Origin of the sequence: Thermodesulfobacterium commune DSM 2178 (genome assembly GCF_000734015.1) — a bacterium.
In the GTDB taxonomy this organism is placed as follows: Bacteria; Desulfobacterota; Thermodesulfobacteria; order Thermodesulfobacteriales; family Thermodesulfobacteriaceae; genus Thermodesulfobacterium; species Thermodesulfobacterium commune.
In genome coordinates, this window is the sequence record NZ_CP008796.1 from 767,206 (window position 1) to 790,612 (window position 23,407).

General features: G+C 34.8%; 30 protein-coding genes and 1 tRNA gene. 15 read left to right on the forward strand and 16 right to left on the reverse strand.

Annotated features, from left to right (window positions below; translation table 11 throughout):
- Positions 1 to 51: 51 nt before the first annotated feature.
- Positions 52 to 627 carry a hypothetical protein gene (locus HL41_RS09015; protein ID WP_051754482.1) on the reverse strand — a complete coding sequence of 192 codons (576 nt, stop codon included), beginning with the start codon at positions 625 to 627 and terminating at the stop codon, positions 52 to 54.
- Between the two features lie 195 nt (positions 628 to 822).
- Positions 823 to 1,404 carry a helix-turn-helix transcriptional regulator gene (locus HL41_RS09625; protein WP_051754483.1) on the reverse strand — a complete coding sequence of 194 codons (582 nt, stop codon included), beginning with the start codon at positions 1,402 to 1,404 and terminating at the stop codon, positions 823 to 825.
- A gap of 209 nt (positions 1,405 to 1,613) precedes the next feature.
- Between HL41_RS09625 and HL41_RS09475 the strand changes: the two genes are divergently transcribed.
- The 3 genes from HL41_RS09475 to HL41_RS09480 all read left to right on the forward strand — a co-directional run bounded on the left by HL41_RS09475 (position 1,614) and on the right by HL41_RS09480 (position 2,286).
- Positions 1,614 to 1,778 (forward strand): hypothetical protein, encoded by a 165-nt coding sequence (locus HL41_RS09475; protein WP_156095575.1) that lies wholly within the window; start codon positions 1,614 to 1,616, stop codon positions 1,776 to 1,778.
- A gap of 108 nt (positions 1,779 to 1,886) precedes the next feature.
- Complete coding sequence (locus HL41_RS03820) at positions 1,887 to 2,117, forward strand: hypothetical protein (RefSeq protein ID WP_038060854.1); 231 nt, start codon at positions 1,887 to 1,889, stop codon at positions 2,115 to 2,117.
- A 1-nt stretch (position 2,118) separates the two neighbouring features.
- Positions 2,119 to 2,286, forward strand: a complete 168-nt coding sequence (locus tag HL41_RS09480; RefSeq protein WP_156095576.1) for a hypothetical protein — start codon at positions 2,119 to 2,121, stop codon at positions 2,284 to 2,286.
- A 146-nt stretch (positions 2,287 to 2,432) separates the two neighbouring features.
- Here HL41_RS09480 and HL41_RS03825 read toward each other — a convergent pair whose 3' ends face one another.
- The 7 genes from HL41_RS03825 to HL41_RS03855 form a co-directional block, all read right to left on the reverse strand.
- A complete protein-coding gene (locus tag HL41_RS03825; RefSeq protein ID WP_038060856.1) occupies positions 2,433 to 4,112 on the reverse strand; it encodes an NAD+ synthase in 1,680 nt (559 codons plus the stop codon).
- Between the two features lie 16 nt (positions 4,113 to 4,128).
- Complete coding sequence (locus HL41_RS03830) at positions 4,129 to 5,463, reverse strand: glutamine synthetase family protein (protein WP_038060858.1); 1,335 nt, start codon at positions 5,461 to 5,463, stop codon at positions 4,129 to 4,131.
- Positions 5,464 to 5,617: 154 nt separating this feature from the next.
- On the reverse strand, positions 5,618 to 7,198 hold the full coding sequence (locus tag HL41_RS03835; protein ID WP_038060861.1) for an FMN-binding glutamate synthase family protein: 1,581 nt from the start codon (positions 7,196 to 7,198) through the stop codon (positions 5,618 to 5,620).
- A 158-nt stretch (positions 7,199 to 7,356) separates the two neighbouring features.
- Entirely contained in the window at positions 7,357 to 8,898 is a 1,542-nt protein-coding gene (gene nifA / locus HL41_RS03840) for a nif-specific transcriptional activator NifA (protein ID WP_038060864.1), read from the reverse strand.
- Positions 8,867 to 9,328, reverse strand: coding sequence for a hypothetical protein (locus tag HL41_RS03845; RefSeq protein WP_038060867.1), 462 nt, complete (start codon positions 9,326 to 9,328; stop codon positions 8,867 to 8,869). The genes nifA and HL41_RS03845 overlap by 32 nt, the downstream gene beginning before the upstream one ends.
- Positions 9,329 to 9,330: 2 nt before the next feature.
- Entirely contained in the window at positions 9,331 to 10,500 is a 1,170-nt protein-coding gene (locus tag HL41_RS03850; protein WP_038060870.1) for an Mrp/NBP35 family ATP-binding protein, read from the reverse strand.
- Between the two features lie 141 nt (positions 10,501 to 10,641).
- Positions 10,642 to 10,715: transfer RNA gene (locus HL41_RS03855), tRNA-Arg, on the reverse strand.
- A gap of 188 nt (positions 10,716 to 10,903) precedes the next feature.
- Between HL41_RS03855 and HL41_RS09025 the strand changes: the two genes are divergently transcribed.
- The 4 genes from HL41_RS09025 to HL41_RS03875 are packed head-to-tail and all read left to right on the forward strand — an operon-like array spanning position 10,904 to position 13,291.
- The gene (locus tag HL41_RS09025) at positions 10,904 to 11,338 is read left to right on the forward strand and encodes a flagellar protein FlaG (RefSeq protein WP_051754484.1); all 435 of its coding nucleotides are present in this window, start codon (positions 10,904 to 10,906) and stop codon (positions 11,336 to 11,338) included.
- Positions 11,339 to 11,341: 3 nt separating this feature from the next.
- Positions 11,342 to 12,640, forward strand: coding sequence for a flagellar filament capping protein FliD (fliD, locus tag HL41_RS03865; RefSeq protein ID WP_038060873.1), 1,299 nt, complete (start codon positions 11,342 to 11,344; stop codon positions 12,638 to 12,640).
- 22 nt (positions 12,641 to 12,662) lie between these two features.
- Entirely contained in the window at positions 12,663 to 13,064 is a 402-nt protein-coding gene (gene fliS / locus HL41_RS03870) for a flagellar export chaperone FliS (protein ID WP_235181316.1), read from the forward strand.
- On the forward strand, positions 13,034 to 13,291 hold the full coding sequence (locus HL41_RS03875; protein WP_038060876.1) for a hypothetical protein: 258 nt from the start codon (positions 13,034 to 13,036) through the stop codon (positions 13,289 to 13,291). Before fliS ends, HL41_RS03875 begins: the two co-directional genes overlap by 31 nt.
- On the opposite strand, the gene HL41_RS03880 is transcribed toward HL41_RS03875, so the two are convergent.
- Genes HL41_RS03880 through trpC form a run of 7 tightly spaced genes read right to left on the reverse strand, consistent with a single transcriptional unit; the run spans position 13,288 to position 17,736 of the window.
- Positions 13,288 to 13,536 carry a hypothetical protein gene (locus HL41_RS03880; RefSeq protein ID WP_038060879.1) on the reverse strand — a complete coding sequence of 83 codons (249 nt, stop codon included), beginning with the start codon at positions 13,534 to 13,536 and terminating at the stop codon, positions 13,288 to 13,290. The two genes, HL41_RS03875 and HL41_RS03880, sit on opposite strands and share 4 nt — an antisense overlap.
- A 25-nt stretch (positions 13,537 to 13,561) precedes the next feature.
- The gene (locus tag HL41_RS03885; RefSeq protein ID WP_051754485.1) at positions 13,562 to 14,491 is read right to left on the reverse strand and encodes a GGDEF domain-containing protein; all 930 of its coding nucleotides are present in this window, start codon (positions 14,489 to 14,491) and stop codon (positions 13,562 to 13,564) included.
- Between the two features lie 5 nt (positions 14,492 to 14,496).
- Positions 14,497 to 15,363: an HDOD domain-containing protein gene (locus tag HL41_RS03890; protein ID WP_038060881.1), complete on the reverse strand. Its 867-nt coding sequence runs from the start codon at positions 15,361 to 15,363 to the stop codon at positions 14,497 to 14,499.
- An 8-nt stretch (positions 15,364 to 15,371) separates the two neighbouring features.
- Positions 15,372 to 15,680: a hypothetical protein gene (locus HL41_RS03895; RefSeq protein ID WP_038060884.1), complete on the reverse strand. Its 309-nt coding sequence runs from the start codon at positions 15,678 to 15,680 to the stop codon at positions 15,372 to 15,374.
- 29 nt (positions 15,681 to 15,709) lie between these two features.
- Complete coding sequence (hisG, locus tag HL41_RS03900) at positions 15,710 to 16,585, reverse strand: ATP phosphoribosyltransferase (RefSeq protein WP_038060887.1); 876 nt, start codon at positions 16,583 to 16,585, stop codon at positions 15,710 to 15,712.
- On the reverse strand, positions 16,569 to 16,952 hold the full coding sequence (gene hisI / locus HL41_RS03905) for a phosphoribosyl-AMP cyclohydrolase (RefSeq protein WP_038060890.1): 384 nt from the start codon (positions 16,950 to 16,952) through the stop codon (positions 16,569 to 16,571). The genes hisG and hisI overlap by 17 nt, the downstream gene beginning before the upstream one ends.
- Positions 16,936 to 17,736 carry an indole-3-glycerol phosphate synthase TrpC gene (gene trpC / locus HL41_RS03910; RefSeq protein ID WP_038060893.1) on the reverse strand — a complete coding sequence of 267 codons (801 nt, stop codon included), beginning with the start codon at positions 17,734 to 17,736 and terminating at the stop codon, positions 16,936 to 16,938. Before trpC ends, hisI begins: the two co-directional genes overlap by 17 nt.
- 96 nt (positions 17,737 to 17,832) lie before the next feature.
- Between trpC and rpmH the strand changes: the two genes are divergently transcribed.
- Genes rpmH through gatC form a run of 8 tightly spaced genes read left to right on the forward strand, consistent with a single transcriptional unit; the run spans position 17,833 to position 23,402 of the window.
- On the forward strand, positions 17,833 to 17,967 hold the full coding sequence (gene rpmH / locus HL41_RS03915) for a 50S ribosomal protein L34 (RefSeq protein WP_022854885.1): 135 nt from the start codon (positions 17,833 to 17,835) through the stop codon (positions 17,965 to 17,967).
- 22 nt (positions 17,968 to 17,989) lie between these two features.
- Positions 17,990 to 18,337, forward strand: coding sequence for a ribonuclease P protein component (rnpA, locus tag HL41_RS03920; RefSeq protein ID WP_038060895.1), 348 nt, complete (start codon positions 17,990 to 17,992; stop codon positions 18,335 to 18,337).
- Between the two features lies 1 nt (position 18,338).
- Positions 18,339 to 18,581: a membrane protein insertion efficiency factor YidD gene (gene yidD / locus HL41_RS03925; RefSeq protein WP_038060898.1), complete on the forward strand. Its 243-nt coding sequence runs from the start codon at positions 18,339 to 18,341 to the stop codon at positions 18,579 to 18,581.
- Positions 18,582 to 18,586: 5 nt separating this feature from the next.
- Positions 18,587 to 20,227 (forward strand): membrane protein insertase YidC, encoded by a 1,641-nt coding sequence (gene yidC / locus HL41_RS03930; RefSeq protein ID WP_038060901.1) that lies wholly within the window; start codon positions 18,587 to 18,589, stop codon positions 20,225 to 20,227.
- A 16-nt stretch (positions 20,228 to 20,243) separates the two neighbouring features.
- Complete coding sequence (locus HL41_RS03935) at positions 20,244 to 20,891, forward strand: Jag family protein (RefSeq protein WP_038060906.1); 648 nt, start codon at positions 20,244 to 20,246, stop codon at positions 20,889 to 20,891.
- 41 nt (positions 20,892 to 20,932) lie between these two features.
- A complete protein-coding gene (mnmE, locus tag HL41_RS03940) occupies positions 20,933 to 22,333 on the forward strand; it encodes a tRNA uridine-5-carboxymethylaminomethyl(34) synthesis GTPase MnmE (RefSeq protein ID WP_038060909.1) in 1,401 nt (466 codons plus the stop codon).
- A gap of 14 nt (positions 22,334 to 22,347) precedes the next feature.
- Entirely contained in the window at positions 22,348 to 23,121 is a 774-nt protein-coding gene (gene thiD, locus HL41_RS03945; protein WP_022854890.1) for a bifunctional hydroxymethylpyrimidine kinase/phosphomethylpyrimidine kinase, read from the forward strand.
- Positions 23,106 to 23,402: an Asp-tRNA(Asn)/Glu-tRNA(Gln) amidotransferase subunit GatC gene (gene gatC / locus HL41_RS03950; RefSeq protein ID WP_038060912.1), complete on the forward strand. Its 297-nt coding sequence runs from the start codon at positions 23,106 to 23,108 to the stop codon at positions 23,400 to 23,402. Before thiD ends, gatC begins: the two co-directional genes overlap by 16 nt.
- Positions 23,403 to 23,407: the final 5 nt, after the last annotated feature.

Sequence of the window (23,407 nt, forward strand, 5' to 3'; positions counted from 1 at the left end):
TTGAGAAACTTTTTTAAAATTTTACCTGGCACAGAGGGGAAAATTCAAATTTTACTTCTGAGTTATGGTTGCTGTATTATACGAACCATACTGAGTAATGTTTGCAGTATAGTATCCGTATCCGTTAGTCATACCCTGAGTTATGGTAGCAGTATTTCCTACGGAATAGCCTATACCTTGTACGATGTTTGCGTAATTATGATCAGAGTATTGATCTATGGTTGCTTCATTTCCGAATCCATTTTGAGTAATAAAAGCATCATTATGATCTGCAAACCAATGTTGAGTAATATCAGCAGTGTTATAGCCTCCGTTTTGCTTAATAACAGCTTCGTTATGATTAGACCAACCTAATTGCTGAATATTTGCAACATTTGAAAAACCATTCTGCTTGATTTCAGCGTAGTTGTTATTGTTATTATCTTGAGTAACAGAAGCAGTATTCCCACTACCTATTTGCTCAATGATGGCTTCAGTGCATCCTGTATAGCCATTTCCTCCACAATTAGGTTGAGAATTTCCACCACCACAATTACCACCCCAGCAATTATTCCAACCTGATGCCATTGCTGGTGTTACTAATGCTAAACTAAAAAGCCCTGCAATTAATACCTTTTTAATACTCATTTGTGACACCTCCTTTTTTAATTTTAACCCCTCTATGCCAGACTTTTGCTTTCTGCTGCTTTTTTAATTTCTTTATAATTAAAATTATGGATTTGAAAAATTAAAAACAAATTGACAAAAAGTTCAAAGTTAAAAAAAATTTAGACTTTAAAAATTAGTTATAAAAAAATTAAAACTTTAGTAGTAAAACTTTAATTAAAAATGGTTAATTTCAAGGAAAATACTGACTAACTGAGTTCTGCTTTGTACATTAAGTTTTCGGAAAATTCTATTTAGATGAGCTTTTACAGTTTGTTCACTTATGTTTAATTTGTCTGCTATTTGTTTATTAGAAAGTCCTTTACAAACTAAAGAAATTATTTCTTTTTCCTTAGGAGTAAGAGGAAGTCTTTTCTCTTTTAAGTTTTCGAGATTATTAACTAATTGTTTTAAGTATTTATTATCAATCCATATTTCTCCCTTTTTTATAACTTTTAAAGCTTTTTTAAAAAGCTCAAGATCCGTATAAAGGGCTATTATTCCTGATAATTTATGTTGAACCATAGCTCTTAGTAAAAGATTAGGCTTTATTCCTGTATCTACAAGAACAACTTTAGCTTTTGGATAATTTGATAAAATTTCTGAATTTAAACTAAAAAAATCAGTTAAAATAATTTCTGGATCTTTACAAATTTTTTCCTCAGCTATGCAAGGAATGAAATCTTCTAAATTTTTTAAAAGATTGTAAAAAGCTTGAGTAACAAGGTTGTTTTTGAAATTAAGCAGTACTTCTATCAAAACTTAGATCCTTAAATTATGTCTAAACCTCAAAATATATCTATTTTAAAACTTATCATAAATAAATTAAAAAACAACAAACTTAGGGAACCCTAATTTACCGATAGGAATTTATATTCATTCATATCTCCCCCATTTTCCAATTGCTCTAAACGATTTATAATATCACCCATCAGGTGAAAAATTCCTAAACCTAAGAAGATTTTGTAATGCCGCAAAACTCTCTTAACTTCAAAATCCTAAAAACTAACGAACCTATCACCCCTTGTTCAGGTCTTGATCTCGTTGATGCCTTCCTGAAAAACTATGTAATAAAAACCTTAATAGACCAACATATGCCTCTACCTGGTTCAAACAGAGGGTACAACGCCTAAACAATATATTCAACCTATCCTTCTTATCCTTATCGGTGGAGGCCGTTATGTAGAAGATCTACATGGTCTGACCCTACGATTATACAAGCAGAAAAGCAGACAGCCAAGATGACTTACAAGGGGTTTCGTGGATATAGACCTATTATTACGGCCTTTAAAGAGATACCATTGATAGTTTATCATGAATTTAAGGATAGGAATAGACATGATGGGCATTTAAGGGCGATAGAAGCGGCTTTTGAGGTTTTGCCTGAGGTAAAGAGGATAGTACATGTATCGCTTGATTCTGAGTATTACAGTTCTTCGGTGATAAATTATTTGATGAAAAAAGAGGGCTAAGGTGATAGAGGTATTTTCAGGAGTGGATTCAGTTTGTAAGGTGGTATATTTGGTATTGTTGGAGATGAACGAGAGATACAGGGGTAGGAGTTTACCTGGATTTAAAGAAGCGATATCTAATTTTAGGAGGGAGTCTTCTTACCCAAAATTGGTAGACACAATTAAATAAACACTATATTAGAAAATTTTTTAACCCGATGGGTAATATTAAAAGAACAGGTAGAGGATGAGGGAATTATAAATGATTATAAGTTCCTGTCGGGAAATTTAAACCTCAAAGAAAGGGGCATAAAAATCAGAAGTTTTGAGAAAAACTTAAAACACTGGATAAATTCTGTCTGCAACCATAGAAGTTTTGGTAACCTTAGGACCAAAAGGAGCTTGTTTCCGTTTAAACTCTGCCTTTTTAACCATGGATAAAACCTTTTCTACCACTGATTTTTCAAAACCTTTTTCTATGATAGAGTTAACGGAAGCTTTTTTTTCAAGATAGAGCTCTAAAATTTGATCAAGGATTTCATAAGTTGGTAAAACTTCATAGTCAGTTTGGCCTGGACGTAGTTCCGCAGAAGGGACTTTTAACAAAACCCTTTCTGGAATGTCAGGTTTCAAACTGTTTCTGTATTTAGCAAGCCTGTAAACCATAGTCTTATAAACGTCTACTATCGGAGCAAACCCTCCGGCTATATCTCCATAAAGGGTCCCATATCCAACCGCTGCCTCGCTTTTGTTTGAGGTACAAAGAACTAAATATCCTCTTTTGTTAGAAAGATAAAATAAAATATTAGCTCGCAAACGAGCTTGAAGATTTTCGTCTGCCACGTCAAACTCAGGATAACCAAAAGTTTTTCTAAAAATTTCAAAAACCTCATCTATAGGATACTCTAAAAACTCTATGCCTAAATTCTGAGCCAATTGCATAGCGTCTTCTTTACTTTCTTTAGAGGTAAAGGGGGAAGGCATAAAAACTCCAACCACTCTATCTTGACCTAAGGCATCAACGGCTATACAAGCTACTAGAGAAGAATCAATCCCTCCAGAAAGTCCTAAAACAACCTTTTTGAAACCACTTTTTTCTACATAATCTCTCAAAGCTAAAACTAAAGCTTTATAAACTTCCTCTTCTTCAGAAAACTTAGCCTCTATTTTTCCTTTAAAACTCAAGAGCCTTCTTCTGTCTTCCAGAAAAACCTCATCAAAAAAGCAATACTCACAAGGTTCTTCTTTTTTTAGTTGAACATTAGACAGTTTTTTTCTCAAGATTGTGTCATAATCTATTGATAAAATGCAAAAATCTTCTTCAAATCCAGAAAGAAGGGTTACTGTTTCTTCGTAAGGGTCTACTACAAAACTTCTTCCGTCAAAAACCCAACGTTCTTGTCCACCTATTAGATTTACACAAGCTACATAGGCGTTAAATCTCTGAGCTAAAACTTGACATACCTTTTCTCTTTCTTTAAAAGAGCCTTGATAATAAGGAAAAGCCCCTAAGTTTATCAAGAGGTCCACATCCATTTGGTTGTAAAAATGAAACCATCCGTTTTCTTTCCAGCAATCCCAACCTATGCTAACTCCTATCTTAAATGTATTAAAGTTTATGACCAGGGGTTTAACCCCTGGCTGAAAATACCTTCCTTCATTAAAGGCCTCATCTAAACAGCGTTTATGATATCCTGCTAATATGGTCCCTTTTTTTACTATTAAAGCACTGTTAAACAGTCCTCGGTCAAAGTAAGGAGTACCTATAATAATGGTGGAATTGAAGTTTTCTGAAGCTTTTACCAACCTTTGTATGGTTTGTTTTAAGTTTACTAAAAAATCTGTTTCGAAAAAAAGGTCTGCTGGGAAAAAACCAGAAAGGGCAAATTCTGGAAAAATTACTATGTGAGAATGCCCGTCAACTTGCCTCCAAACTTCTAAAACTTTGTTTAGGTTGTAATCAAAATTTCCTAAAGTTGGGTTTATTTGAATCAACGCTATGTTTAGTTTATCCATTAGAGTTCTTCCCTCTCTAAAGGATAGGTAAATACTTCTCTAACTCATAAGGAAACACCTGTATTCTATATTCATCCCATTCCTTCTTTTTGCTTTCTATAAGATTATAAAAAGTATGTTCTCCCAAGGTCTCCCTAAGAAGCTCACTTTTTTCAGCATATTCTATAGCTTCTATTAAACTTCCTGGCAGATTATCTATTCCTAAAGCCGCTCTTTCCTCCGGGTCTAAGTGATATACATCAACCTCTACTGGTGGAGGTAATTCATATTTTTCTTTAATTCCTTTTAGACCTGCATTTAACATACAAGCGAATGCCAGATAAGGATTACAGGCAGGGTCAGGAGACCTAAGCTCAATCCTGGTGGCTTTTTCCTTCCCTGGTTTGTAAAGTGGTATCCTTATAAGTGCGGACCGATTTCTTCTTGCCCAACAGATGTAAACAGGTGCCTCATAACCAGGCACAAGCCTTTTATAAGAATTTACCCACTGGTTAAGCACTAAGGTTATCTCTTTTATATGTTTTAAAAGACCTGCGGTATAATGTTTGGCCACATCAGACAAATAAAAAGGATCTTTAGGATCAAAAAAGGCATTTTTATCACCTACAAAAAGAGATTGATGAGTATGCATTCCACTTCCACATTTTCCGAAAAGAGGTTTGGGCATAAAGGTTGCATAGACACCATATCTTTTAGCTATTTCCTTAACCACTACCCTATAGGTCATAACTATGTCTGCCATCGTCAAGGCTTCTGCATATCTTAAATCGATTTCATGTTGAGAAGGAGCTACTTCATGATGGGAATATTCAACCTTTATACCCATCTTTTCTAAAGTAAGAATAGTATCTCTTCTAATGTTTTCAGCAGCATCTAAAGAATAGTCAAAATAACCTGCCTCATCTAAAGGCTCAGGATATTTATCTGACTTGAAATAAAAAAACTCAAGCTCAGGACCAATGTAAAAGGTGTAACCAAGTTTGGCGGCTTTTTCAAGGTTCAATTTTAATATATATCTTGGGTCACCTTTATATGGAGTACCACCTGGCTCATAAATATCACAAAACATTCTGGCAGTGGTTTTCTCAGGAGAAGTCCAAGGTAAAAGGGCAAAAGTTGAAGGGTCAGGTATAGCTATCATGTCTGATTCATCAATCCTTGCAAAACCATGAATGGAAGAACCATCAAACCCCATACCCTCTTCAAAGGCTGCTTCTAACTCTTCTACTGCAACCGTAAAACTTTTTAGCTGACCTAAAATGTCTGTAAACCATAGACTAACAAACTTAACGTTGTGTTGTTTAATAAGCTCTTGAACATCCTTTTTATCCCTGGGTTTATCGAATAACATCTTCAAGAGCCTCCTTAAAGATTAATAATTTTTAATAATTAAACCGCAAAATAAAAAAAAGTAAACCTTTAACAAAAAAGGGAGGTAGACAAAAAAATTTGTCTACCTCCCTTTTAAAAATTTAATACTCCAAAAAGATCGATGATCTTTCAACCTATCCTAAAAGAATTTCATAAGCTTTTTCCATATCTGCTTCCATCACATAGGGAATACCAGTAACCTCGGCAGCTTCTTTGGTAAGGGCTACCAAATCGTTTCTGTCAAGATATTCGATAGAGAATTTTCTCGCTCCAGCCATAAGCTGTTTCAATCCGATGGTAAGCCTTTCTACGAAAGTATACATGGCTACAGCGCCCCAAGGTATTTTTTCAAAATCTTTTCCATATTTGTTTTTAAGCACCTCTGTGTTGATAAAAATCTGTTCTAAGGACTCACCATACTTTTTAATTTCAGGAGGAAGTTTTCCTTCTTTATACCAGTTGGCGATGTTTTTACCCACAAAGGCTGGGATCATTAAAGCCCTTCCCATACAAACTGCTTTAAAGAAAGGAGCTCCAAGAGCCAAGGCTTTAAAAATATGATCTTCTAAAGAGAAACCACCTGCTATCGCTAAATCAGGCACATATTTTCCTCTGGCTGCAAGTTCTTTAGCAAAGTTGTAAGCTATAGACTGTAAGTAAATAGTAGGAATACCCCATTCGTTCATCATCCTCCATGGGCTCATACCGGTACCACCACCAGCTCCGTCTATGGTCACAAGGTCAATCCCAGCATCAGAAGCAAATCTTAAAGCCCTGGCAAGGTCAGTAACCCTATAGGCACCTGTTTTTAAAGAAATAAACTTAGCACCAACCTTTCTGTAATATTCTACAGTTTTCATAAAATCATCATAATCTACCATACCGAGCCTTGAATGTCTTTCAAATTCTTTTATTTCACCTTTTTTAAACGCTTCCTGAATAACAGGATCTTCTGGGTCAGGAACAACGATATAACCTCTTTTCTTAAGCTCTAAAGCTCTTTCCAAGGTTTTTAGCTTAACCTCTCCTCCGATGTCTTTAGCTCCCTGTCCCCACTTTATTTCAATGCAGTTAACCCCTAACTTTTCTATGGCATACTCAGCAGAACCAAGTCTCGAATCCTCTATGTTCTGTTGTAAAATAACCTCTCCATAACCTTCATACCAATCTTTGAAAGCCTTAACCCTTCTTTCAAGCTCTGGGGATTTGATAACCTTGCCGTTTTTAAACTCGGCATCTGGGTCCATACCTACCACGTTTTCTCCAATGACTACCATAATACCAGAAATAGCAGCACCGATGGCTAATTCATTCCAGTTGTTTTTAGCTATATCAGTAGAACCTAAAGCTCCGGTAAAAATAGGAATACGAAGTTTGATTTTGTAATTTCTACCTATTTCTCTTTCTGTATTAACCGCAGGAAACGTAGCTTTATCCGGGTCTGGCTCAATACCAACAGCCCCCACACAAGTACCTTGAATGTTAAGATGAGAGTAATCTACAGGATATTTTTTGGTAGCACCTGCAGTAACTTTTCCAAAAGGTTGAGGATAGAGAATCTCTCTTCCTCTAAAAGAGGACTTGCCTACTTCACAAAAGCCCGGACATCCGTCTAAACAAACAGAACAAATACCAGAGTATGGTGCCGGGTCAGAAACCCTATTACGGGTACCTGTAGCAGAACTAGCATTAGGTTGACCTGGATAAACGCTCATAATTCCCCCTCCCTCCACAAAATTTATTTTACTTTTTTATTGCAAGAAGTATGCCATTAATCAACATCCAAAAATAGTGAAAAATTTTTAAGGAAAATGATGACAAAATTGTTCCAAAAGAACAAAATTGTATATTTAGAACCAAAAGATGAAAATAACTATTTTGTGAGTATGCCGTATTTTTTAATCCTATAACTTATTTGTCTTTTAGTAAGCCCTAACATCTTAGCAGCTTTTGTCTGATTATATCTACATGCTTTAAGTGCCTCTTCTATAGCCTTCTTTTCTATAAGCTCTATATGAGCAGGTAAAAGTTTTTCTTTAAAATCTCTTTCTTTTTTTATTTGCTCTTCTAAAAAAGCTTGTCTTATATAAAAAGGAATGTCTTCTAAAGTAATAAAATCTTTTTCTGCCAAAACTACCAACCTCTCCAACGTATTTTCAAGCTCCCTTACGTTTCCAGGCCAATGGTAAGCCATAAACTTTTCCATTATCTCCGACGAAATTTGCACGTTCTTGTTATACTCTTGATTAAATTTTTTAAGAAAATGGTCTACTAAAAGAGGAATGTCTTCTCTTCTTTCTCTTAAAGGAGGTAAATAAATAGGTATTACATTTAATCTAAAATAAAGGTCCTCTCTAAAAGTCCCTTCTCTTACCATTTTTTCTAAATCTCTGTTGGTCGCAGCTATAATCCTTACATCAACCTTTATTGACTTAGTATCTCCTATCCTTTCGAAAGTCTTTTCTTGAATAACCCTTAAAATTTTGGCCTGTAAAGATAAAGGCAAATCTCCTATTTCATCTAAAAAGATAGTTCCACCATTAGCAAGCTCAAATTTACCTGGTTTTGAGATAAGAGCACCGGTAAAGGCTCCTTTTTTATAACCAAAAAGTTCCGCTTCAAGAAGGGTTTCAGGGATAGCAGCACAATTAATAGCTACAAATGGTCCATTAGCCCGATCACTTTCAAAATGAATAGCTTTAGCTAATAGTTCTTTCCCTGTTCCACTTTCTCCTATCAGTAAGATATTAGCCTTACACTTAGCAGCTTTAATAGCAAACTTAAAGACCTGCTGCATCTTGTCAGAAATACCGATAAGATTCCTAAATTGATATTTTCCCTTAAGCTCTAAAGATAGTTTCTCTTTTTCTTCTTTTTCTTTTCTAAACATTTGATAAAGCTTTAAATATTGTGAAAAGAGGGTAGCTACTATGTTTAAAAATCTAATATCCTCTTTAAGGTCTATTTCTTCGCTAAATATTCTATCTACTGAAAGAACACCCAACACCTCTCCCTCTATTTTGAGAGGGACACATAAAAAAGAAATATTTTCTTTGGTTAACCTTGCTCCGGTTTTATTTAAAAACATTGGCTCCTTTCCGATGTTAGGTACTACTATAGGTTCTCCTGTATCAAAAACCTTCCCCACTATCCCTTCACCTTTTTTATAAATCCCTTTTTTCATTTGCTCTGGAGTAAGTCCATAAGCTACGGAAATATGTAAAGTATTAGTTTCACTATCATAAAGGGTAATGGTTGCTCGTTGCATGTCCAAAATGTCTGAAAGAACTTTCAAGCTTTGATAAAGATTGTGATGCATATTAAAAGAAGAACTTAAAATTTTACTGATCTCAAGTAAAGCTAATAGTTCCTTATTTTTTCTTTCAAGCTGGTCTAATACCTCTTGATGAGGCATAATCATCTCCCCTGAATATCTCTATAATTTTAGACAAATCTTTTTGCCAAGTTTTCTGGTTTATAAAAAAAATTTCTACGTTTTCTGCAATTGTTAACCCTAAAGACCTGTAAATTTTTCTATAATGGTCTTCTCCCCATCCTTTATAACAAACCAACAAAAACAGGTGCTTACACCTTATTTTTCTTAAAAAATATGTTACAGGAGGACAGTTAAAGGTCCATTTAGGAAAACAAACTAATATCTTTTCTTCTTGAGGTGGTTCAAACCAGCTTTTAACAGGAAAATATGGAATAAAAGACAAAAAAAGCCAAAAAAAATACGGCCATCTATAAGTTTCTATTTTTTTAGGTTTTGCCCCTAAAAAAGAAGAAATTTCCCTTGCTACAACTTCTGAAAATCCGGTGTAAGTAAAATAAAAAACTTCCACTTTTAATGCATGCTTTTTTGATTAATGTATTCTTCTATCAAACTGTCAGGGTTTTCTTCTGAGTTTTCAGCCACCAAAACTCTTATTCCTTGTTTGACTAAGTCGTCGGCAAGCTCCTTAGGTGGGGCATAAAGTAAGATGTGGGTAGCCACCTGTTCTGTCAGAAATGAAAAAAGGTCTTGATTTTGAGGCTTCTTTACTAAATCTTTGACCAAGATTTTATTGTTTTCTATGTCATAAACTAAAAACATGTCGAAATTTTCCAGAGAAGGCTCTATCTTGTTAGGCGGTGTAGTCACCGGCACAGCAATCCTCATAAATCTTTCTTCTAACACATCTTCTTTCATCTCTTCAGTAGCAGCTATAATATTTCTAACCAGTTCTTCAAAGGCTTTAGCAGTAACACTTTCTGGATAAGCAGCAATAATAGGTCTCCCTGTATCTCCGGTGTCAACCACCCTTGGGTCAACAGGTATCCGACCTAAAAACCTTAGTCCAAACTCATCTGCTAATTTTTGTCCCCCTCCTCTTTTAAAAAGGTCGATAGGTTTTCCACAATGTGGGCAAATAAACCCACTCATGTTTTCTACTATCCCTAGAATCCTCATCTTTATTTTCTGACAGAACCTTATAGACTTCTTAACATCTATCAACGAAACCTCCTGAGGAGTAGTCACGATTAAAGCATAAGCATCTGGAATCGTTTTTGCAACAGTTAACGGCTCGTCCCCGGTACCTGGGGGAGCGTCTATCACTAAATAATCAAGTTCTCCCCAATCTATATCTCCTATAAACTGTTTGATCGCCGAATGTTTGATAGGACCTCTCCAGATAATAGCTGTATCTTCGGAAGGTAAAAGAGGTTCAATAGAAAGAAACTTTAAATTAGGAGAATATTTGATAGGCCCCATCCTTCCGTCTGGTTTTCTAGAAATTCTCAGATCTCTCGCACCTAACATTTTAGGGATACTTGGGCCATGAAGGTCTACGTCTAAAAGCCCTACCATAAAATCTTGTAAGGATAATCCGACAGCTATATTAACTGAAACGGTGCTTTTACCTACCCCCCCTTTCCCAGACATTACCATAATTTTATGTTTTATTTTAGCTAATTGTTCTCTTACTTTCTTGTCTTGCTGATCCATCAAAAACCCTTTCTCTTTTCCAACCATAAAATCCCCCTTTTAGAAAAATCTTATTAAACAATAATAATATTTTTATATTTTATCCCGCCGTTTTATTTTAATCTTAACTCGTGTTTTGTCAAATTAGAAAATGAAAGTGTTTACTATGAATTCTAAAATTACCAAGAACGCCCCCGGCAGGACTCGAACCTGCGACACCGAGATTAGGAATCTCGTGCTCTATCCTCCTGAGCTACGGGGGCAAAACTGAAGCTGTTTATTAATTTAAATAATAATAGCCTTTAAACAAATTTTTGCAAGAGAGCATTTTATAAAATTTCTATCCTTTTATCCAGCCTGAAAATTTATAAAAATTTTTTAATTTTAGGTCTTAAGTTTTTTTCAATTTATCCGATAATATTTTTAAGAAAGAAAGTAAGGGAGCGTGTCTATGAACATAAAAAAGATAGATAGCCAATCCTTTGATTTTTTCTTATCCTCGCAAGAGGTTACCATAAAACCTCGAGACCAAACCTCTTCCCCTAAAAAATCCTATGATTCGACCTTTCCTTCTAAAGGTAGTTCTACCCAAGAATCCTTAACTATGAACCAAAAGCAACTCAAAGAAACGTTGAAGAATTTTAACAAACTCATTGAAGCCTTGAACAAACGCTTAGACCCGTTAAGCAAAGAATTAAAAGTAGAGATAGACCAAGAGTTAAACTTACCTATTTTTAAAATTTTAGACAAAGAAACCAAGGAAGTTTTACGTCAAATTCCATGGGAAGAAACCTTAAAACTTCTTAAATACTTTCGAGAAATAAATCTTTCTGATAATATAAAATTAGAAAAATTAAAAGGTTTATTACTACAAAAAGAGGTGTAAAACATGGCTGACACTCCTTTATACTTAAACAACGTAACAGGACTGCTTGACGTAGATTCGATGGTTCAAGGTATATTGCAACCTAAATTAAAAACCCTTAATAAACTTCAACAGGATAAAGCTACTCTTCAAATTAAAAATACTGCTATAGCCAATTTACTCGGAGCCATAAAGAGTGCTCAGTCTTCAATAGACAGCTTAAACGTAGAAAATTTGTTTAAAAATAAAAGTGTTGTGGTAGGTGATAGTTCAATCCTTTCAGCTTCAGCTACCAAGGATACCCCAAACGTTTCTTTAAATCTTACCGTTTCACAACTTTCCCAACCAGAAACAAGAATTTCCACCCAAGGGGTAGAAAGCTTATCCAGTTCTATAAAAGCAACCACTTTTAATTTAAAATACTATACTTCTAACACAGATTACCAAACATTTACCATTAACTTCGGTGGTGGAAACCTTCAAAATCTAGTAGACACCATAAATCAATCCCAAGACAAAGTTACAGCTTCAGTGTTTTATGACGGTACTTCTTATAAACTCATGCTTGCTGAAAAAAACGCAGAGGCCTCTACCAAAGAAACCCAAGACCAAGATACAGTCATCCAGATAGAGGGAAACTTCCCTGCTGTATTAGGTGGACTTACCACCTTACAAGAAGCTAAAAATACTAAGATTCAAATAGGCACAAATACCATAGAAAGTCCTGGGGCAACCGTAAATAATCTCCTACCTGGTTTAACCGTAAATGTAAAAAAAACAGGTAGTACTTCTATAACTATAAAAGATGATTATTCACAAGTTTCATCTGAATTGTCTAAGGTTTTAGACAACTTAAACTCTGTACTTAGCTTGATTAAATCTAACACCGACAAAGGGCAACTTTTTCAAGGTAATGCCATGCTTACCCAAGTAAAAACACAATTTTTAAACAACTTTAAACCACTTATAAAATTAGGAATTATCAATGTAAATGATGAAGGCAATTTTTCTATAAACACCTCAACCCTAAACAGCCTATTAGAAAAAAACCCTGATCAAGTAAAGCAAGCGATTTACGAATTTAAAAATAACTTCTCTAAAACTTTAACCAATCTTAACTCTGCTTTTAATATCTTCCAAAACAGACAAAATCTTCAAATAGAACTTATAGATAAAAAAATTTCTTCTTTACAGGAAGCTATAGCTAAAGAAGAAAGCAGGTTAAGGCTAGCTTTTAGTAAAATAGAAGCACTATTGTATAGAAATGATCAACTAAAAGCTAAACTACAAAGTTTTGCCACACCTTTGTCTGAATCAAAATAAACTCTAATAATTAGGAGGATTTATGGTTAAGATGGTTTACAACTACCTAGAAAATCAGGTAAAAAATGCCGATCCTTTAGACTTAGTAATCATGCTTTATAGTAAAGCCATCTCTTGTCTAAAGATTTCTAAAAATGTGATAGAGTCTGGACTGAATAACCCTGAAGATATAAAAAAGAAGGCAGAAAACTTAGGTAAGGCTACCGATATCATAGCCTATCTACAAGGTTCTCTTAACCTTGAAAAAGGCGGAGATATTGCCAAAAATCTAAATGAGATATACCAAACCCTTTTAGACGAGTTGATTGTAGCAAACACTCAGAACGACGCTAAAAAAATCACAGACAGTATAGAGGTTTTAGAAAAACTTAAGAAAGCCTGGGAAGAAATTAAATGTCAATCTCAAAACTCAAAGAAAGACTGATTGAAATAGAACTTGCTATAAAAAATCAAGATTTAGATAAAGCTTTAACAATTTATGAAGAAATTGACCAAAACTTTGAAAAATACGTAAAAAACATAAAACAAGAAGAGTTAAAATCTGTTTTAAATTTGGTAGAATTTTTAGAAAAATTACTTAAAGAAAAACAGGCAGAGCTTATAGAGTCTAAAAAATTCCTTAACCTAAAGAAGGCCTATACAAGGTTTTAACTTTTTTCCATAAAGGCTTTTAGCCCTGCTAACCTTTGTTTTTCTGACTCTAAAGCTTTATAGGTTTGCCATAACTTCCTAAGTTTAGGGTTATCTTTAATCTGTAGCTCCTCTAACTCAGAAACTTTAACATTTAACTCTTTTTCTAAAGCTTCAAGCTTTTTTGTCAAACTCTTGATATTCTCTTCGCAAACTTTTATCTCCCGAGAAGTAGTAAACCAGACCTCGTCATAAACTATTCCCATTAGATCTCCCCTTTTATAAAATTTTTTATTTTCTCCTGTCTATAAAATAGTTACTTCCTGGCATCTTCTTTACCAAGGCTTTTACTTCAGCCGCTCTCTGTGAAATCTCACCTAAGTGTTTAAACTTATTAGGATAAATCGGTACTAAAGCTATAGAAACCGAAGGCAAAGGAATTTGTCCTAAGTGTCCTTGTCTGTCTTTGGTTATAAAATATCCTCTTTTTAAATCTTCTTCTTTTAAAAATATAGGAAGGGTTGCTTCAAATTTTTTGATGATTTCTTTTGCAACTTCTTCTCCTTTTTCGATAGGAACCACAAAAACAAAATCATCTCCTCCTATGTGCCCCAGAAAATATCCTTGGCCTACCTTTTCATTTAAGGTTGTGGCTAAAATCCTTGCTAAATTTTTGATAAGCTCATCCCCTCTTGAAAAACCATACACATCGTTATATACCTTGAAATTGTCTAAATCTACATAACCTATAGCTACCTTTTGTTTTTCTTTAAGAATCTTTTCTAAATATTTAGAAATAGAAGTATTCCCAGGAAGCCCGGTGAGAGGATTGGTGTCAGAGATCCTCTCTATTCGTTTAAAAGCATATTCTATTCTAAGGATAACTTCTTTTAAGTCCTCGTGAATGATTACAAAATCGTCTACCACCTCAGCTTTATTTATCAAAAAATCAAAGTCTAACTCATTAACCACTAGTATAACAGGAATACCGGTGAGGTTAAAATTTTTCTTAAGACTTATTATTTGTTCAAAGGCTAAAGGGTCCTTTTCGTAGTTAAAAAGAATCATATCTGGTGGTCTAAACAAAAAACTTTCTAACAAACTCTTGGAAGAATAAAAAAACTTAAGAAGATATTTATCTTTAAGCTCAGAAAAAAGCTGTTCTTTCCATTTTTTAAAAACTTTATCTTTTTTCAAAAACAAATAGATGGTCTTAGGCATTAAACTTACGTGACTTCTGTTTCTTTTTTAAGTTCTTCAGTAAAAAATTTAAGCTCATAAAGTTTAGGCTCAAGTTTAAAAAACAACTCTTTAATAAAAGAAAAATCAAGCTTTAGAATTTTAAAAGCCTTTTCATCAAGAGGAGGTACTTTCTTGTAAAGGCTTTCACCATAACCTCTTGCATGAATTAAAACGTCAGCAAGATGGACTACCGCCGCCTCTTTTTTAAATTCTTTAGCCTTAGAAAGATTATGATGAGCTTCTACTGCCTCTATCAATCTTTCAGGCAAATTCCATTGTCTCATCAAAAAAGCTCCAATTTCAGCATGGTTTATTCCTAAAACCTCCTCTTCTGCTTTTAAAGGTTCTTTTTTTTCCTTTTCTATAAGCTCGACTATCTGAGTGTATTCCTGCGGAAAGGCTACCTTTTCTATCACCCTTCCCAGGTCATGTAAAAGCCCAGCTGTAGCTATTTCTTGAGGTTCCTTTAATTCTACTTTTTCTGCAAGAATTTTAGCACAGGCAGCCACCCCAACGGAATGTTCCCACAATCCTACATCTTCTTTATGTAAAATCTCAAAAATAGAAGAGGTGGTAATCAAAATCTTTATTACGTTGATACCGAGTAACATCAGGGCATTTTGAACAGTACTTACTCTCCGTGGGAAACCATAGAAAGCTGAGTTAGCAAGCCTCAAGATTTTAGAGGTTATTACCTGGTCTTTTTCTATCAACTCTGCTATTTGTCCTATAGAAACCCTTTCGTCCTCTACCATGGCATTTAGTCTTTGCACTATAGGAGGTAAAGTAGGTAATCCTTCCAGTTTACGAAGCTTTCTTCTTACTTCTTTTCTTTTTTCATAGGGATCCATGAAATCTCCTAAGTTTCTTTATATTTTTCCAGCAAAAACTCCTTTAACACTTCTTTTATGTTAAGTAGAATTGGGTCAGAAATCCCTTCAAACCTTTTTTCTAAACCTTCTAACTCTTCTTCTAAAGTTTTTTCCCAAGGAAGCTTTACTTTAAGTCCTTCAACCGTAACAAACTGAACTCCAAATTCTTGAAATTTTTTTAAATGTTCTTCAGTTAGCTCCACCCCTTTGCCACAGAGAGTTCTCCCGTTTACATCTACTACCTCTTCGTAAGTTTTCATTCCAGGAATTATATAAGACAAAGGTAGTCTTTGCATGTTGTACCTCTTTTAAAATCATTCTTTGTTTAGATAACTTTGTTTAAACTATACTCTATGATTCCTTCAGCCCCTAACTCTAAAAGTTTGGGTACCAGGTCTCTCACCTCTTTTTCTGACACAATTACTTCTATTGCATACCAGTCTTTGTTATAAAGTTGGGCAATGGTTGGAGAGGTAATACTTGGTAATATCGCAATAATCTTTTCAAGATTAGAAGCAGGCACGTTCATCTTTAGCCCTACCTTCTTATGAGAATTAAGAGCACCTTTAAGTAACACTGCAATTTGTTGTATTTTTTTTCTTTTCCATGGATCTTCCCAGGCTTTTTCGTTGGCTATTAACTGAGGATAGGTAATCAACAATTCATAAATAATCTTTAAACCATGAGCTCTTATGGTAGTACCTGTCTCTGTAACTTCAACTATGGCATCACAAAGACCCTGCACAACCTTAGCTTCTGTAGCACCCCAAGAATAGCTCACTTCAACGGGAATTCCTCTTTCTTCAAAAAACCTCTTTGTGAACTGGACAAGCTCAGTACTAATCTTTTTCCCTGCTAAGTCTTCAAGCCTTTCTATCCCTGATCCTTCTTTTACTGCCAAAACCCATCTTGCAGGTTTCTTACTTACTTTAGAATAAATTAGCTCCTCTACCACCACAACTTTTGAATTATTTTCTAAAATCCAGTCTTTTCCAGTAATACCTGCATCAAGTATTCCTAGTTCTACATATTTACTCATTTCCTGAGGTCTACATATTACCATCTCTAACTCACAATCATCAACCTCAGGAAAATAGTTTCTGTGATGAACATCTATCGTCCATCCTGCTTTTTCAAAAAGCTCGATAGTTGCCTTTTCTAAACTTCCTTTAGGAATCCCAAACTTAAGCTTTTTTTCCATAAACCTCCTCCGGATTAAACATTTTTTCTTCTATAATTTCTAAATTTTTTTCGCCAAGTTTTCTATAAAAACAACTCATATATCCTTCATGACATACAGGACCCTTAGGCTCTACCTTAAAAAGCAAAGTATCTTCGTCACAATCAACCAATACCTCTTTTACCACGAGATAATGTTTTGACGTTTCTCCTTTTAGCCAAATCTTATTTCTCGTTCTACTATAAAAATGCATCAAACCAGTCTCTAAGGTTTTTCTTAACGCTTCTTCGTTTAAAAATCCTACCATTAGAACTTTAGAAGTCTTAAAATCTTGAATAACCGCCGGCAAAAGACCCCCAAGTTTTTCAAAATTAAGTTTTAGCTCCATCTACTACCTCCCTAAAAGCTCTAAGTTTTTTCTCAGGATTTTTGGCCTTAACCAAAGAAGTCCCTATCAATACCCCTTTAAACCCTTTCTTTATCAAAGGCTTTAAATCTTCAGGATTATGATAACCACTTTCAGCTATTACTTGACATCTCGAAGGAATCTTTTCAAAAAGAGCTAAACTTTGGTTTTGGTCAACCTTTAAAGTTCTCAAGTTTCTGTTGTTAATCCCAATAAGAGTTGCCCCTACAGAAAGGGCCTTCTCTAAATCCTCTTCGTCATGAACCTCAACCAAAGGGGTTAACCCTAATTTTTTGGTATGTTTAAAAAGTTCGTTAAGGTCTTCTTTGGTTAAAATAGTACTTATCAAAAGAACAAGGTCTGCTCCAAAAGCTCTTGCCTCTTCTATCTGTATAGGGTCTAAGACAAAGTCTTTTCTTAAAAGCGGTAGGTCTGTTATAGTCCTTATGGCAGCAAGATATTCTAAAGAACCTCTAAAAAAAATCTCCTCAGTAATAACTGAAATGGCTTTAGCCCCTCCTTTAATATAATTTTTGGCAAGCTCTAAAGGGTTAAAATTCTCTCTAAAATTATCTTTTAACGGACTTGCCTTTTTAATTTCAGCAATGATAACAAATCCTTCCTTTTCCAAGTATTTTTCAAAATCAATAGGGGTTCTATCCTTAAAAGGTCTAAAATAAAGACCTCTTTCTTTTCGTTTTAAAACTTCGTAGTATTTTTCTAAAAGAATGCTGGATAAAACTGGGTTGATTTTATGTTTTTCCATATTATCTTTATAGGAAATTTTTCTTTTATTTTATCCTGTAGAAAATTTTTTAAAAGATGTTAATATCATAATTTTTAGAAATATGGAGGTAAGGAGATGAAGAGGACTTACCAACCAAGTCGTTTGAAGATGAAAAGAAGACATGGATTTAGAGCCAGGATGAAAACCCGTTCTGGCAGAAGGATCCTTAAAAACAGAAGAAGAAAAGGACGTTGGCGTTTAACTGTTTAAAATTTAATTAACATTTAAAAGTTTGAAAAAAGAAGGGCTTTCTAAAAAGGAACGTTTAACCAAAAATTCGGAGTTTCAGAAAGTTTTTAAATATGGGAAAAAAGTATGGGTTGATTCTATACTGTTAATACTTTATACACCTAACGAATTAGGAATAAGAAGGTTAGGAATAGTAGTTTCTAAAAAAATTAAAAAAGCTACTAAAAGAAATAAAGTTAAACGCTGGATTAGAGAAATTTTTAGGAAAAATAAAGAATCCTTTCCTGAAGGGTGTGATTTTATAATCATCCCCCATCCGAAAATGGGGGAGTTAAGCTTTGCAGAGATTAAGACTAAGGTTTTAGAAAAACTAGCTGAATTGAAAAGTTAAGATGAAAGCTTTGGGTATTTTTTTGATAAAACTCTATCAAAAGTTCATTTCTCCCATATTTTCAGTATATTTTAACATAAACTGCAGGTTTTATCCTTCCTGTAGTGATTACACCAAAGAAGCAATCCTAGAATTTGGCCTTTTAAAAGGGACCTTTTTAGGGATTAAAAGAATCCTTAGATGTCATCCCTTTTGTAAAGGTGGATACGACCCAGTACCAAAAAACCCTGCAAGGAGGATTTAATTTCAATGGATAATAGGATTTTAATTGCTTTAGGCCTTTCTTTTTTGGTAATAGTTTTCTTTCATTACATCTATCTAAAACTTTTTCCTGCTCCTCCTATAGAACCAACAACCTTAAACTCAACTTTATCTAATTCAACAGTTAGTCAGAACAATACCTCAACACCTCAAGCCTTATCTTCAAAACCAACCCTACCTAATAATCCTACCTTTTCTGAAAGATCCAATCTACCTTCTTATGCCATTGTTTCTCCTAAATATAACGCTACCCTAACTGCCTCTGGGGTAAGGTTTAACGAGTTTTTATTAAAAGAGTTTTTTAAAGACAGAAGCCAAAAGGATCCAGTAAACCTCATAACTGCAGCATCCTACTCTTTACCCCTTGAGGTTTACTTAGAATCCAAACCAGAGCTTGCGGTTTTAGGTTACAATTCCAATTCTCCTTCTAAAGTGGTTTTAGAAAAAGAGGGAGAAAAAGAGTTATCCTTTTACACATCCTATCAGGGTATATCTTTAGAAAAAACTCTAAAATTTAAACCTCAATCTTATTTTATAGACCTCAAAATCAAAATTACCAACCAAAGCAACCAAACTCTTACAGATAAGCTTCTTCTTAGAGGTGCCTTTGCCCCCTTTGTAGATGGAACAAAGTATGTATTTACAGGTCCTTTTTATTACACCACTCATCTAAACGAAGTTAAAGTCAAAAATTCGAAGGTTGAAGAATACGTAGGAAATTTAAAATATTTGGGATATGAAGATAATTATTTTATGGTAGCTCTTATACCTGAAGGATTTAACAACTCCTCTTTAAAAGCTACTTTTAGAAAACTAACTGACACAGTTCAAGAGTTTATACTTTGGGTTCCTGTTGAAAACCTTAAACCAGGTGAAGTGGCTTCTTATCAGTTTAAGCTGTATATGGGTCCTAAAAAGTTGGAAGAAATGCGAAAAGAATTTCCTTTACTTACTAAAGCCTTATACTTTGGAATTTTTGATTTTATTGCTAAACCTTTACTTTATGTGTTAAAATTTACTCACCAGTTTACCCACAATTTTGGATGGGATATCATAATTATGACCTTGCTTTTAAGGATCCTTTTCTTCCCCTTAAATCATATAAGCTATAAAAGTATGAAAAAAATGCAAGAGCTACAGCCTGTGATCCAGAGGCTAAGAGAAAAATATAAGGATGACCCCCAAGGTCTAAATCGTGAAGTGATGAACCTTTATAGAACTCAAAAGATAAACCCTTTTTCAGGATGTCTTCCTATCCTTATTCAGATACCTGTTTTTATTGCCTTTTATAAAGTGTTATTAATGGCGATAGAATTAAGACACGCACCCTTTATGCTCTGGATAACCGACCTTAGTGCTCCTGAAAGGCTTTACATAGGGAACTTGGTTATACCTTACTTAGGTGGTATACCTGTACTTACGATTTTGATGGGAATTTCGATGTATTTACAGCAAAAGTTGACGCCTTCCTCTCCTGATCCTATGCAAGCCAAAATTATGCTTTTTATGCCTATATTCTTTACTATCCTTTTTATAAACTTCCCTTCAGGACTTGTTTTATATTGGTTTGTAAACAATCTCTTATCGATCGTTCAACAATATTTTACTTTAAAATTAACCAAAAAATAATCTGAGAGGTGGGACTATGGTTTTAGAGAAAGAGCTTGAGGGAAAAAGTTTAGACCAGCTTTTGGAGGTTGCTTGCCAAGAATTAGGGTGTATGCCAGAAGATTTGGAGTTAGAAATTTTAGAAGTCACCTCTTCTTCTGGACTTTTAGGTATGCCCAGCAAAAAAATTAAAATTAAAGCTAAACTAAAACCTGACAAAATGCTCTCTGAAAGAGCTAACAAAGCTTTAACTTTTCTAAAAGACCTTTTTTACTACACCGACTTTCAAATAGAAACCCAAACCAACCTTTTAAAAGACAAACTCCAGATAGAAATCTTGTTAAAAGGTGAAGACCTTAAGTATCTTGTACAAAACGGAGGGGAGGTACTCTCTGCTTTGGAGTTTCTTACTAACAAAATCGTAGCCAAATCCTTAGGGGTAGGGCCTAAGATTGTCTTAAAACCTGAGGGAATTAACTTAGAGAGAGAAAAAAGACTTATCTCTGCAGTGAAAAGAGCCATAGAAAAGGTAAAAACCACCAAAGAGCCTCAGATAATTAAGGTTGGGTCTCAAAGGGAAGAAAGGATTGTCCTTAACTTAGTTAAACCTGAGAAGAATATAGAGGCTGTGGTAGAAGGTGAAGGAAAACAAAAAAAGGTTATCTTACAATGGACTAACTCTTAAACGAGCCTTGAATAAGGGGGTAATCCCCCCTTTGATGTTTTATGCAACCTAAACTTTATCCTGAAGATACTATTGCTGCGATTGCTACACCTTTAGGTCGTGGAGCTATAGGTATCATCAAAATAAGCGGTGAGTCCGCTTTATCTATTTTAAAACAAATATTTAAACCCAAAAAAAATACAACTAGCTTTCAGTCTCATCGACTTTACTATGGGTTTATTGTGGACCCAGAAACAGAAAAAGTAATAGACGAGGTTATGGCAGTTTACATGCAAAAACCTAAGACGTATACAAGGGAAGATGTGGTAGAGATTTATGCCCATAGTGGGACTCTTATTTTAAGAAAAATCTTAGAACTTGTTTTAAAAGCAGGGGCAAGGCTTGCTCAACCAGGAGAGTTTACTTTAAGGGCTTACCTCAACGGAAGGATTGACCTTTCCCAAGCAGAAGCGATTCAAGAGCTGATCTCAGCCAAAACAGAAAAGGCTCTACAACTTTCCTTAAACACCCTCTTAGGCAGGTTTTCAGAAAAGATAAATCAAATAAGGCAGCATCTCTTAGACCTTTTAGCTCAGGTAGAAAGCGCCATAGACTTTCCAGAAGAAAACCTTGAGATACTGGAACCACCTCAACTTATTGAAAGAATCAACTCTCAAGTTATTCCTGAATTACAACAGCTTATCAAAAATTATCAAGAAGGAAAGGTATATAAAGAAGGTATCAGTTTAGTGATAGCTGGGAAACCTAATGTAGGAAAATCCTCTTTAATGAACGCCCTTTTAAAAGAAGAACGGGCTATCGTTACCCCTATCCCTGGAACTACCAGAGACTTTTTAGAGGAAGAGGCAACTATCGAGGGACTTCCGGTTAAACTCATAGACACTGCCGGTATAAGGGCTACAGAAGACCCTATAGAAAAAATAGGGGTAGAAAGGGCTAAACACAAATTTAAAGAGGCGGACCTTATCTTGTTTTTGGTAGACGTAAGTTCTCCTCCTTCTGAAGAAGAAAAAAACCTTTTTGAAGAGGTAAAAATCTACCCCCACTTGGTTTTAATCAACAAAATAGACTTAATACCAAACTATTTAGAAGCATGGGAGAAAGAACTCGAAAAATGGGGGGTCAAAGACTACTTACCTATTTCTGTAAAAGAAGGAAAAAACTTAGACCTTTTGGGTAAAAAAATCTTTGAAAAAATCACCGGAGGTAAAGAACCAGAGATACCTGAGTTAGTACCTAACTTAAGACAAAAAATCTCTTTAGAAAAGGCGATAAGGTATCTAGAAAACGCTTTAGAAGAGCTTAAAAAACCTAACCCCCTTCCTGAGATCATCTCTATAGAAATAAGAGAGGCGATCTCTGCTCTTTCTGAAATCATAGGAGAGGTTACCACCGAAGACCTTTTGACTCAAATCTTTTCGACTTTTTGTATAGGAAAATAAGGGCAGAGGATTAAATGTACGTCCTTTCTTTAGCAGGACTTGACCCTTCAGGAGGGGCAGGAGTTTTAGTAGATGTTAAGGTCTTCTCTCTGTTAGGTTTAAAAGGAGGTGGGATACCCACAGCCCTTACCCTGCAAAACACCTCTGTTTTTAAAGGCTGGGTCCCGATAGATTTAGATTATTTTAAAGAAGCTTTACAGATGGTGTTCTCTGACCTACCTGTAACCGGTGTAAAAATAGGTATGGTTGGGGCTTGCGAGGTGTTAGAAATACTTGTCTTTTACCTTAGAAAATATCGGCAGCAACTTTTAGCAGTAGTTTATGACCCTGTGCTTAAGGCTACCCTAAATCATCCTCTTTTTTCTTCTGAAGAATTTTTAGACTTAGTCAAAAGGGAACTACTCCCTCTTTTAGACTTTATTACCCCTAATCTTTATGAAGCTTCTTTGCTAACCGGTAAAGAGATAAAAACTGAAGAAGATTTAGAGAAGACAGCCAAAACCCTTTTGGAATATGGATGCAAGCAGGTGGTGATTACAGGTTATCAAAAAAAGAATAAGATTTACGACTATTTCTTTTCAAAAGAAGAAAAAATACCCTTAGGGAAAAAAAGGTTAAGCCTTGAATTTCATGGGACCGGGTGCGCTTTTTCTTCAAGTCTTCTGAGTTTTTTAGTGAAAGGTTTTCCTCCTTTTTCTGCCTTTAAAAAAGCCAAAAATTGGTTATACTTATACCTCAAAAAAGCAAGCGTTCAACCTTTAGGAGGTAAGATATGCCTATTTCTTTAGAAGAAATCCTTAAAATCGCCCACTTATGCAGACTTGAATTTGATGAAGAGGAGGCTAAAAAGTTTTCTGAAGAGCTTTCTAAAATTTTAGACTATTTTGAAACCTTACAAACTTTGGACACTCAAGATGTACCACCTACCTTTCATGCCGTAAAACTTCCTACCCCTTATAGAGAAGATGAGGTTAAAACGTTCGATAACATAGAAGGTTTGCTGGCTAATTCTCCTAAGGTTAAAGATAACATGATAGTAGTTCCTAAGGTAGTGAAAGCTCCTTCATAAACTCA